This is a genomic window from Nocardia tenerifensis NBRC 101015 (genome assembly GCF_000308715.1).
GTDB lineage: Bacteria > Actinomycetota > Actinomycetes > Mycobacteriales > Mycobacteriaceae > Nocardia > Nocardia tenerifensis.
Genome location: NZ_BAGH01000551.1, coordinates 1 through 11851 on the forward strand (window position 1 = coordinate 1; position 11851 = coordinate 11851).

9 protein-coding genes are annotated in these 11851 nt (G+C 68.4%); 7 read left to right on the forward strand and 2 right to left on the reverse strand.

Annotated elements, in window-relative coordinates:
* The first annotated feature begins 820 nt into the window (after positions 1–820).
* The 4 genes from ON39_RS36225 to ON39_RS36240 all read left to right on the forward strand — a co-directional run bounded on the left by ON39_RS36225 (position 821) and on the right by ON39_RS36240 (position 6629).
* Entirely contained in the window at positions 821–2641 is a 1821-nt protein-coding gene (locus tag ON39_RS36225) for a PLL family lectin (RefSeq protein WP_146251023.1), read from the forward strand.
* Positions 2642–2808: 167 nt separating this feature from the next.
* A complete protein-coding gene (locus ON39_RS36230) occupies positions 2809–3846 on the forward strand; it encodes an NAD(P)-dependent alcohol dehydrogenase (protein WP_040740908.1) in 1038 nt (345 codons plus the stop codon).
* A gap of 71 nt (positions 3847–3917) precedes the next feature.
* Entirely contained in the window at positions 3918–5600 is a 1683-nt protein-coding gene (locus ON39_RS36235; RefSeq protein ID WP_040740906.1) for an ATP-binding cassette domain-containing protein, read from the forward strand.
* A gap of 213 nt (positions 5601–5813) precedes the next feature.
* Positions 5814–6629 carry an SGNH/GDSL hydrolase family protein gene (locus tag ON39_RS36240; protein WP_040740909.1) on the forward strand — a complete coding sequence of 272 codons (816 nt, stop codon included), beginning with the start codon at positions 5814–5816 and terminating at the stop codon, positions 6627–6629.
* Between the two features lie 32 nt (positions 6630–6661).
* On the opposite strand, the gene ON39_RS36245 is transcribed toward ON39_RS36240, so the two are convergent.
* Positions 6662–7642 (reverse strand): glycoside hydrolase family 43 protein, encoded by a 981-nt coding sequence (locus ON39_RS36245; RefSeq protein ID WP_051187542.1) that lies wholly within the window; start codon positions 7640–7642, stop codon positions 6662–6664.
* Between the two features lie 472 nt (positions 7643–8114).
* Here ON39_RS36245 and ON39_RS36250 point away from each other — a divergent pair, with 472 nt between their 5' ends.
* Positions 8115–9419, forward strand: coding sequence for a serine hydrolase domain-containing protein (locus tag ON39_RS36250; RefSeq protein WP_157195580.1), 1305 nt, complete (start codon positions 8115–8117; stop codon positions 9417–9419).
* Here the strand turns inward: ON39_RS36250 and ON39_RS36255 are convergent.
* Positions 9400–10596, reverse strand: coding sequence for a helix-turn-helix domain-containing protein (locus ON39_RS36255; protein ID WP_169335945.1), 1197 nt, complete (start codon positions 10594–10596; stop codon positions 9400–9402). The two genes, ON39_RS36250 and ON39_RS36255, sit on opposite strands and share 20 nt — an antisense overlap.
* A gap of 251 nt (positions 10597–10847) precedes the next feature.
* Here ON39_RS36255 and ON39_RS36260 point away from each other — a divergent pair, with 251 nt between their 5' ends.
* A complete protein-coding gene (locus ON39_RS36260) occupies positions 10848–11075 on the forward strand; it encodes a hypothetical protein (protein WP_063713433.1) in 228 nt (75 codons plus the stop codon).
* On the forward strand, positions 11072–11851 hold a 780-nt coding region (locus ON39_RS36265; RefSeq protein ID WP_373283763.1), incomplete at its 3' end, for a sodium:solute symporter family protein. The genes ON39_RS36260 and ON39_RS36265, both read left to right, overlap by 4 nt.

Below are 11851 nucleotides of genomic sequence, written 5' to 3' on the forward strand. Positions count from 1 at the left end.
GCTCAGCCGCACGCACGGTACGGCCCGCACACCGCGAGGCACTCCCTCCGCGAACCGATCGGTATTAACTGACCGTATGCTTTGCCAATGGAGCTGCCGGTGCCAGCACTGATACTGTCCAGCGCAGGGCGTCCGCCAGCACCTCCCGGGGCTGGGCTGAGGAGCTGAAACGCGATGGTGTACGTAGGATTTCACGCATCCAGGACGGCGTCGGCCAGTCTGGAGCCGGAACAAACGCGAGATCACCACCGCCTATCCGGAGGTGGCCGTCAGTCTGCTGGAGATCAGTGTGGGCCGTGATCTGGTGCTTGATGGGGAGCTGATAGCCGCGGGCGCGCCGATCCTCGGCAGGGTGCAGCGTCGTATGCACGTCTCGGCATAGGCAGAAGCCCGGACGGCGGGAAGTGTGGCCTAGTCAGCGCGTTTTGTGCCCGGGGGTCGGGGTCGGCGCTGATACTGGCGGTGGCGACCGAACCCGGTGTGCGTTGGGTAGGAGGCGGGGATGGCGGAGTGGCCTTTGGAGCAGCAGTGGCGGTATTGCGGGCGGTGCCGGGGGCTGGTGTGGGAGGGGGACGGTGGGGGTGCGTGTTTCGACGGGCAGGTGCATACGTTTCTCGACAGTGGTTATTACAGCGTGTTCCACACGAGCAGTTTGGTGTGGGAGAAATTCGGGATGGGTGATGGGCCGCCGTCGGGGACGCAGGATCGGTGGAAGCGTTGCGATCGCTGTAAAGGGTTGGCGTACAGCGGTTTCAATACGGGAGTGTGCGTGGGCGGCGGGCCGCACGGATTCGCGGGGAGCGGACTGTACGCGGTGCCCATGGATAACGTGTGGCCGGGCGCGCAGGAGGGTTGGCGGTACTGTCATCGCTGCCAAAGGCTCGTATTCGGCGACGGCGGAACGTGTTTCGACGCGCAGCGCCATGATGTGACGGGCAGCGCCGCCTACAGTGTGCCGTTCTTCTACCCGCACGACCAGCACATCGACGTCTTCGTACCGCACTGGGCGGGGGTGTCCATGGCCTGGTGGTCACTCGGAAGAGCCTGGTCCAGTGTGGGTTTCGACTGGTTCTACACGGCGGGCCCGCAGAACGGGTCGGTGACCTTGATCAGCCGCGCACCCGAGATCGTCGACGCGTTCGGCATTTCGAAGGCCGGTGAGGTGTTCACCGATCGCTATCGGATGGGCCAGGGCTGGGCATCGCTGAGCTTCCCCGACCAGCACTGGGAGCGGATCGGAACCGGATTCCCCAGTGGCGCACTGATTTCGGCGACTGCCCGCACCCCGGGCAATCTCGACGTCTTCGCCGCACGCGACGACGGACATGTGTACACCTCGTGGTGGTCCGAGGGCGCCCGCTGGTCGGACTGGCAAGACCTCGGCGGCGTGTTCCCCGCGGGCGCACCGGTGACGGCGCTGGCCCGAGCACAGGATCACCTGGACCTGTTCGTCATCGGCAACGACGGCCACATCTACACCTGCGCGTGGACGGCAGGCAGCGCGTGGACCGGCCTGGGCGACCGCTGGCGCGATCTCGGCGGCAACGGCCGCCCGCACGGGAAAGTCGCTGCGACAACCCGCTTTTCGGGCAATATCGATCTGTTCGTGGTCGGCGACGACGGCCGCGTCTACACCAGCTGGTGGTACGAGGGCAGCGAATGGTCGGGCCTGCCGCGCCCCGGCAGCTGGGGTGGGTCGGGCGCCGGCGGCGGCGGAAGCAGCGGCAATCGCTGGACGAGCCTGGGCGGCTTCTTCCCGCCCGGCGCGACGATCACCGCGATCGCGCGCGACCGGCACCACCTGGACCTGTTCGTCGTCGGCAACGACGGCCAGGTCTACACGAGCTGGTGGGTGGACGGCGGCGGGTGGTCGGGGGTCGCCGACAACTGGCTCAGCCTCGGCGGCGAGTTCCCCAAGGGCGCGCATATCGCCGCGACCAGTCGCGATCCCGGGAACATCGATCTGTTCGCCATCGGGTCCGACAAGAACGTGCGGACGAAATGGTGGACCGTCGGGGCGGGGTGGGCAGACTGGCTGAGCCTGGGCAGCGAGGACTTCACGCCCGGTGGCCGGATCGCCGCGGTCGCGCGGGTGGCCGGGGTGCGGGCCGAGGGACAGGTGGAACCGATCCGCCTGCACATCGATGTCAACACCGACGACTCGACCGCGGCGCGCGGCTGGGCCGAACTCACCCTGTACGTCGAGGGCACCTTCAGTTTCGTCACGCATTTCCACGCGACGGGCTGGAACAGCTACCCGACCTCGTTGGCCTGGTTCGTCTTTCCCGCCGACGGCAGGCTGCCGTTCCTGTTCACCCATGACGGAAAGGTCTACGGCACCGACGAGATCGGCCCGCGCGACGACGACAACACCGTCAACGGCAGCAGTCCGGCGATGCGCGATCGTTTCGCGTCGTTCCGGAACTGCACCTACCGCTGGGCGGCCTCGTTCAAGAGTCCGTCGATCAATATGACCTACAACATCATCGACCTGATGAACAAGACCCACGTCTCCCATCCCCGCGACTTCGACGGCGAGTACTACGACGTGAACTCCGGCGCCTACCACCGTTGGCCACCGGGCACCGACGCTCGACCGGACCCGCGCTCGGACTACTACTACGGCGACAGCGAGGACTGACGCCCTCGTCGACCGAAGGCAGCCGAGGCGGGGCGACCGCATCCTGCCGTCGGCCATAGGCACGTGCCAGCTATTCTCGTGGTGGCAACAGATCTCTCATCAGGAACTTCTGCGGCAGCGCTCGTCCGATCGAAACGAACGGAACGGAGTCCAGCGTGAGCGAGATGATGAAAGCCGTCCAATACCGCCGTGTCGGGCAGGCACCGGAGGTGGTGCGCATTCCGAAGCCGGTTCCGGGTCCCGGGCAGGTGTTGCTGAAGGTCACCGCGGCCGGAGTCTGCCACTCCGACATCGCCGTCATGAGCCTGCCCGCCGAGCAGCTGCGCTTCCCCCTGCCGTTGACGCTCGGTCACGAGGGGGTCGGCGTCGTCGCCGAACTCGGTGACGGCGTCAGCACCGTCGCCGTGGGTGACTCGGTGGCCGTCTACGGCCCGTGGGGTTGCGGGCTGTGTGCCGAATGCGCCGTCGGCAAGGAGAACTACTGCCTGCGCGCCGCCGAGCTCGAGCTGTTCCCGCCCGGGCTCGGCGCTCCCGGGGCTATCGCCGAATACCTCCTGGTCGACGATCCTCGCCACCTCGTGCCCATCGGCGACCTCGACCCCGTCACGACGGCCCCGCTCACCGACGCGGGCTTGACTCCCTACCACGCCGTCAAACGCGCGCTGCCGAAGCTGGTGCCCGGCTCGACCGCGGTCGTCATCGGCGCGGGCGGGCTCGGTCACGTCGCGATCCAGTTGCTCCGGGTCCTGTCTCCGGCGCGCGTGATCGCCCTGGATGTCAGCGAGGACAAACTCGCGCTCGCCCGCAGCGTAGGGGCGCACGACGCCATCCGCTCCGACGACGCCGCCGCGGGGCGCGTCCGCGAACTCACCGGAGGCCGCGGGGCCGAAGCCGTCTTCGATTTCGTCGGGGCCGCGCCCACCGTGACGATCGCCGCTGCCTGCAGTGGGATAGAGACCGAGCTCGTCATCGTGGGCATCGGCGGCGGCAGCGTCCCGGTCGGATTCGGCACGCTGCCCTACGAGGTAGCGGTCACCGCTCCGTACTGGGGCAGCCGCGGTGAACTCATCGAGGTCCTCGACCTCGCTCATGCCGGCGCGGTCTCGGTTCACGTCGAGACCTATCCCATCGACGACGCGCCGACCGCCTATCAGCATCTGCACGACGGCAAGATCAACGGCCGCGCCGTGATACTTCCCCACTGAGTCCTGCCCGCGACCGCCGGGCGGAAAGTCGGTTGCGGGGTGCGGCGTGGGTAAGGTTGGGTGCAAGCCCCATGGCGCACATAGACATCGCGGATCTCGACTACTTCCTCCCCGACGGGCGACAGCTGCTCGACGGGGTCGGCTTCCGCATCGGCGAAGGCGTCAAGGCCGCGCTGGTCGGGCCGAACGGCACGGGGAAGACGACGCTGCTCAGGCTCGTCGCCGGTGATCTCACCCCCGACGGTGGCGCGGTCACCCGGTCGGGAAATCTCGGGGTCATGCGGCAGTTCATCGGTCAGGTCGATGACGATTCCACCGTGCGGGACCTGCTCGTCTCGGTCGCTCCGGACGCTGTCCGGGCGGCCGCGACCGCGCTCGACGCCGCCGAGAACGCGTTGATCGAACGGGACGAGCAGTCGACCCAGCTCGCGTACGCCCACGCGCTCACGGACTGGGTCGATGTCGGCGGATACGAGGCCGAAACGTTGTGGGACCGGGTGACAATGGCCGCCCTCGGCGTCCCGTTCGACAGGGCCAAATGGCGGGCGGTGCGCACCCTCAGCGGAGGCGAGCAGAAACGTGTCGTCCTGGAGGCCTTGTTCGCCGGCCCGGACGAACTGCTGCTGCTCGACGAGCCGGACAACTACCTGGATGTGCCCGGCAAGCAGTGGCTGGAACGAACGATCGCCGAATCGGACAAGTCGGTGCTGTTCGTCAGTCACGACCGTGAGCTGATCGCGAACGCGGCCACCAGGATCGTGACCCTCGAGCCCGGCGTCACCGGCGCCACGGCATGGATTCACGGCGGCGACTTCGCCGGTTATCAGCAGGCCCGCGAGGACCGCAACTCACGCCTGGCCGAACTGCGCAGACGCTGGGACGAAGACCACGCGAAGTTACGCGCGCTGGTATTGCGGTTGCGGGAGAAAGCCAAGTTCAACGACGGCATGGCGGCGCGCTATCACGCCGCGCAGACCCGGCTGGCCAAGTTCGAGGCCGCGGGGCCGCCGGAGTCGGTGCCGTTGCGCCAGCACGTGTCCGTGCGGTTGCGCGGCGGCCGGACCGGACGCCGGGCACTGGTGTGCACGCGACTCGAGCTCACCGGATTGATGCGGCCGTTCGACGCCGAGATCTGGTATGGCGATCGCGTTGCGGTGTTGGGCGCCAACGGATCCGGTAAATCGCACTTCCTGCGGTTGCTCGCGGCGGGCGGCACCGACCCCGATATCGAACACCGGCCCGTCCAGGACATCGATCTCACGCCGGTGCCGCACACCGGCCGCGCCGCGCTCGGCGCCCGGGTCCGCCCCGGCTATTTCGCGCAAACCCATTCGCGGCCAGACCTTTCGGGCAGAACACTGCTGGAGATCCTGCACCTCGGCAACGAACACCGGGACGGGATGGGCCGTGAGGCCGCCAGCCGAGCGCTCGACCGATACGAGCTCGCCCGCGCCGCCGAGCAGCGCTACGACGATCTCTCCGGCGGTCAGCAGGCCCGGCTACAGCTCCTGCTGCTCGAGATGTCCGGCGTGACCATGCTTTTGCTCGACGAACCCACCGACAACCTGGACCTGCACTCCGCCGACGCGCTCGAACAAGGCATCGCGGCCTTCGCGGGCACGGTCATCGCCGTCACGCATGACCGCTGGTTCGCCCGGGGATTCGACCGCTTCCTCGTCTTCGGTTCCGACGGCGAGGTCTACGAACACGACACCCCGGTCTGGGACGAAACCCGCGTGCACCGCTCCCGCTGACCCGCTTCTCGGGAGCTGCACGGGCGGGCTCCCCAGTTGGGCGTTGCCGCATGTCAGGCATTGGGGAGCAAGGGGTTCGGTGGGAAGTCCGGGGAGTTCGTATCGTGGCTTATCCCTCGTTTGTTGCTCGGCACTGTATGTGGCCGCCTGGTGCGGCACGGCAGTGTCGGGCGACTTTCGCACCGCTGATGTTCCCTCCCTTTGGAGCACAAGATGATTCGCGCCCGTGCGTTGCAGGCGACCCTCGCCGCACTCTTCACTGCCCTGCTGCCCGCGGCGGTCGCCGTTGCCGCGCCGACACCCGCACCCGCCGACTATGCCGCGCTGGGTGACTCGTACTCCTCGGGCGTCGGCACCAGTGAGTATCGGCCCGACAGCGGGTCCTGCCTGCGCAGTGACTTCGCTTATCCCGCGTTATGGGCGAAATCCCATCCGGTGGGCTCGTTCTTGTTCGCCGCGTGCGGCGGCGCCACCACCCAGGATGTGCGGGACAGTCAGCTGGGGGTGCTGAGCGACCGGGTCGGCCTGGTCACCCTCACCATCGGCGGCAACGACGCCGGCTTCGCCCGTATCGTCAGCTCCTGCATCTTCCCGGCCAGCGACGCCAAGTGCGACGCGGCGGTCAATGAGGGCATCGCCTACGCCAACAACACATTGCCCGGCCGCCTCGACGGGCTCTACAAGGAGATCAAGACCAGAGCGCCCAAGGCCAAGGTCGTCGTCCTGGGTTACCCGCGGCTGTTCGAGCGTGCCACGTGCCCGCTGAGCTTCAGCCTGCACAAGCGCGACGCCCTCAACCACGGGGCCGACGAACTCGACCGGGTCATCGCCGCCCGCGCCCAGGCCGCCGGGTTCGTTTACGCCAACCCGGTCCCGCGCTTCGCCGGACACGGCATCTGCGGGCAGGATCCGTGGATCAACGCGCTGAACATCGCCGAGCCGGTCGAGTCCTATCACCCCGACAGGGACGGCCAGGCCCGCGGCTACCTGCCCACCCTGAACTCGGCGACAGCACCGGCAGGAAGCTGAACCAACCTGTCCCGCAGAAGTTTACGAAGCGCTCACACCCGATCGGCCTGCCTCGAGGTCTCGCTGCCGGGATCGCCGGAGGGCAAAGCGATATCGGTGTCCAGTGACAGCGGTTCGCCGAAATCCGGTGTGCCGTCGGCACACCAGGTGAACCGCTGCGCCCGAGTGGTCCGCTCCTCGTAGGTGTACTCGTCGGTCTCCTTGGCGTGGTAGACAATCCAGTCCTCGGTGCCGTCCGGGCTCTGGAAGAAACCGTTCGATCCCGGCCCGAAGACGCCGGCCGCGTCGTTGCGGGTGAACAACACGTTCGGGTGCTGGCGCCAGTTGGCGGGCACCAGCGGATCGGCGCCCGGCGGCAGCGAGTGCATCCACAGCTGATAGTCCGGCTTGCCGGTGTCGCAGGTGGAGTAGACCAGGTAGGTGGTGCCGTCGCGCTGGATCGTGGCAGGCGCCTCGCGCACCTCGGGACACCCGCCGGCCGACGGCAGGTACACCGCGCGCCCGCACACCGTGACCGGGTCGCTCATCGGCGCGATGTGCAGCAGGTTGTTCGGGCCACTCCAGAGCAGGTAGAGCCGGTCGCCGAGCTGTAGCAGCTCCGGGTCGATCGCCCACACGTCCGGCGCGCCGAGCAGGCCGGCGAACTCATAGGGGCCCAAGGGATCCGGGCCCTCCGACCGCAGAACGTACAGGCGATGACCGCTGTTGCTGCCGTCCCCGGCGGTGTAATAGAAGTACCACTGCCCGTCGATCAGGTGGAAAGACGGCGCCCACATGTCCTGATTGCGCGAGGGATCGTCGTCGAGCCACACCGTAATCGGTTCCGCCGCAGCCAGATCGGCCAGCGACGAGGCCTGCCGCATCCGCAAGCAGCCGCACTGGTCGGTGGACTGACTGGTGGACAGGTAGTAGTTCCCTTCGTAGAAGGTCAGGAAGGGATCCGGCTGCGGATGCAACGGATTGCGGAACGTGCCTGCGTCTCCCGCACAGTCGGCGGTCGCGTGCTCGATCATCGAACGTCGCCCCCTCGTCGCGGACCTCGTGGCGAGCGCTCAGGCGGAACTCCGGCATCATCCCGGGCACCGCCCGCGCGATTCGTCGTGATCTGCCGAATATGGCACACCGGCGGACACGCCGCAGCGGAATCGTGGACCTCGGCGAGGTAGGAGCATCGCGCGGCCCCTCCGGCCGATACACCGACATCTCCCCTCCGTGCTGTTCACATCGGTGTATCGGCCGGCAGCCCGACCACGCCTCGGCCTACCCGACGCGCCCCGGCCCCAGTCTCGTGGGCACGTTCAGGTCGTGCGCGGCTTCCCCGGCGGCCACACCCGCGCCGACCGGCCGCATCGCCTCCGGCGACGGGTGCTGCTACCAGCCTTGTCCGAAAAGTCCCGGGACAGAAGGGAGTTGATGCGTACAACCGAATCTGTACGCATCACTACGTGCGCACGGCATGCGATGCTGGAGGTGAACGGAGGAAGCATGGACGCCGATTTCGAGAAGACGCTCAGCGACCGTGTCACCCGGCTGCGCCGCGCGCACCGTTTACCCAGCCTGACGGTCGCCGTGGCGCAGCACGACGTGCTCCTCGCCGCGGCCTCGACAGGGTTCGCCGACGTCGAGAACGGGATTCCCGCCGGCCACGACAGCGTGTACCGCATCGGATCCATCACCAAAACCTTCACCGCGGCCCTGGCGCTGCTGCTGGTCGACCAGCAGCGCCTCGATCTGGACGCGCCGGTCGAGCACTATCTGCCTGAGACCTCGTTCGGCCGGGTACCGCTGCGCATGCTGCTCGCGCACTGCGGCGGCATTCAGCGCGAGGTCCCCGTCGACATGTGGGCGTCCATGCTCGGGCCGTCCGAAGCCGAACTGCACGAGGCGTTTACGCGCGTGGAGATGGTCGGCGAGCCCGGCGAACGATGGCAGTACTCCAATCTCGGCTACGCCGCGATCGGCGCGGTCATCGAACGCGTCACCGGTCGCCCCTGCGCCGAGCTGATCGACGAAACACTGCTGACGCCACTGGGTTTGCACCGGACGACCTGGCAGCCGCCGCCGGACGCGGCGGTCGGCTACCGCAGCGATCCGTTCATCGACATCTTCCACCGGGAACCGGTCATGGACATGGCGGCCAACGCGGTCATCGGCCAACTATGGTCCACGCCAACCGATCTGCTGCGCTGGGGGCACGCGCTCATCGGCGCCGAACCGGAAATCGTGCCGCCCTCGGTGGTGAACGCGATGCACACCGTGCAGGTCATGGTCGACACTCGATCGTGGACGAGAGGGTGGGGGCTCGGGCTGATCCTCGATCGCCGCGCCGATCATGTCCTGGCCGGCCATCTCGGCGGCATGCCCGGCTTCCACGCCGCGCTGACCACCGATCGGGCGTCGGGCACCGTGGTCGCCGCGTGCACCAACGCCACGCGCGGCATCACCCTGACCGATCTCGTCTGCGACGTCACCGACCAGGCGGCCGCCGCGTACCCGCCCGCCGAGGCGGCGTGGCAACCGACGCCGCCGTGCCCCGCCGATGTCGAGCGGATCCTCGGTCGCTGGTGGTGCGAGGCCGACGAGCACGTGTTCACCTGGCGCCACGACGGTCTGCACGCACACCTCGTCACCGATCCGGCGAACTCCGAGACCCGCTTCGTGATCGAGGCGCCCGGTTGCTACCAGGCCGTCGAGGGGCGTTACCAGGGTGAGCGCGTGACCGTCGTCCAGACCGACTCGGGAACCGAACTTCGTTGGGCGACTTACCCCTTCACCCGTTCGCCGAGATGAAGCCCCATAGTCGCTCGCGGGTGGTGGCCAGCTCGCGCACGCTGCGGTCCGAGCGCAGCCGTAGATCGGCGGCGTGGAACACCCGCACGACCCTCGGGGTCACCGCGCCGGGCTCGGCATAGTCGAGCGCCTTCTCGATTTCCGAACCGGCCGTGTCGATCTCGCCGAGCCGCAGGTGCGCCTGGGCGCATTCGAGTCGCCAGATGATGCTGTTGCGCACGAACTGCGGCGGAGTGGCGACTTCCTGCTGCCCCAACGCCGCGATGGCCGCGCGCGGTTCGCCGAGATCCAGCAGGCAGAGCCCGCGATACCCGGCCAAGGTCGCCTCGTCGAATACCGACAGCCAGCCGGGATCGGAGCCGTCGGCCACATGCCGGTCCAGTTCCCACTCCGATTCGCCGAGCATCTGCCGGCACAGGTCGCCCTCCCCCAGCCGGGCGTGCGCGCGGGCGGCCACCGCGGCCACGAACGCCGCCAGCCTGCGGTTACCGCTGCGCCGGGCCCACGCCAGCGCCCCGTACGCGCGCTCGGCGCCCAATTCGGCGTCGCCACACCAGATGCTGGCGTACGCCGCGCTCGGCCCGAGCACGTAGGCGACGAGGTCGGCGGCGCCTGCCTGCTGCGCCGTGCGCCGGGCGTCGGCGAACATCCGCTCGGCGCCGGCCTGATCGCCTCGATCGAACAGCATCCACCCGGCCAGCTGCTCGGCCTCGGCCAGCGTGCGGCGCAGCGACCGCTTCGCCGGGGTCGCGAGACCCGAATCATCCACCGCGCCAGCCGCTTCCGCGAACGTCATGAGCTCGGCGAGCCGGTCCGCCGCGAGCGTGTGGTCGGTCGCCCGCACGTCGTCGATCACCCGCCGCAACTCGATCTCCGCGCTGCCGGGATCCAGCTTCGGCAAGTCGGGCGCCGAGCGGTCGGTGGCGGTGAACAGCGGCGCGGCCAGCCGCGCGAGCTCGCCGCGCGTCTCCAGCACGGTATCGAGCCGCTCTACCAGGTCCGGCCGCGGACACCGCTGCGCCTTCTCGACCTTGGCCAGCAGCTCGGGGCTGACCAGGACCAACTGCCCCAGTTGGCGAAGCGAGCGGCCCTCGGCCAGCCGGCGCGCACGCAGCTCCGCACCGAACGTCGCGGCGGCCGACGCGCGCGGATCCAACTCTCGAAGCGCTTGCCCCATATATCGATTATGGCCGCTGCGGTCGGGGGCTCCGCCGATCCAGCACATTGCTGCTACGGCGACGGGGCGGACCATCGCGTATAGCAATCATTTGCCGGTTGCGTAAGCGAGGCGGGTACGGCATCATCGCAACCCTGAACCACGAAACCAACCCCGGCAACACGAAACCGGTTTTGTCACAGTGCGTTTCACGTAACAGTCAGGGGGGTCGCGCCGAACCGGCGATCCGCCCGTCGCCCTGGAGGCCGTCGGTGCACCACAATCGCGACGCAGTCGTGCTGCTGCCGTTGATCCCCGCGGTGGCACTGGTTGCCACCCCCTGGCTGCCGTTCGTCAACACCACCGAACTCTGGTTCGGCCTGCCCGCGATGATGGTGTGGACGACGCTCTGGGCACTGGCGATCGTGCCGTCCCTCGCCGCGGTCGAGTGGCGGCGCACCCGCCGGACGGACGTTCGATCCGAGGAGGAAGCGGCGTGAGCACCGCCCTGGCCGTCGCGCTGGCGGGCATGGTGGTCCTCGTCGCGGTCGGGTTCTACAGTCGCCGCAAGCCCGCCGTCGATCTCGCCGAATGGTCCGTTGCCGGAAGACGTTTCGGGGGTCTCACGCTGTGGTTTCTGCAAGCGGGCGAGACCTACACCACCTTCACCTTTCTGGGCCTGGCCGGCCTGGCGTTCACCAGTGGTGTCGCCGCCACCTACACCATCCCGTACGTCCCACTGGCCTGCATCATCTGGTACTTCATCGGGCCGAGGCTGTGGCGGCTCGGGCGCGAGCACGGCTATCTCACGCAGGCCGACTTCTTCGAAGAGCGTTACGGCAGTAAGCGATTGGGCACGCTGGTCGCGATCTTCTCGGCGATCTTCATGCTGCCGTATCTGCAGCTGCAGATCACCGGGCTCGGGCTGATCATCGGACTGGTCGCCGACGACAACATCTCCGGCACGTGGGGCAAGATCGTCGGGACCGTGCTCACCGCGGCCTTCGTGCTGCGCGCCGGCATCCGCGGCACCGCCGCCACCTCGTATCTGAAGGACGCGCTGATGCTCATCGCGGTCGCGATCATCGCGATCGCGGTCCCGCTACACGTCGCGGGCGGGATCTGGCCCGCGTTCCACGAGGTCGCGAGCCAGCACCCCGCCCGGCTCACCCTGCACGAAGGCCCCAACGATCAGGTGTGGTTGGATCTCCAGCATGCTGGCCAGCGTCCTCGGCCTCGGCTTCTTCACCGTTCCCGTCCCTGTGGCCCCCGATGC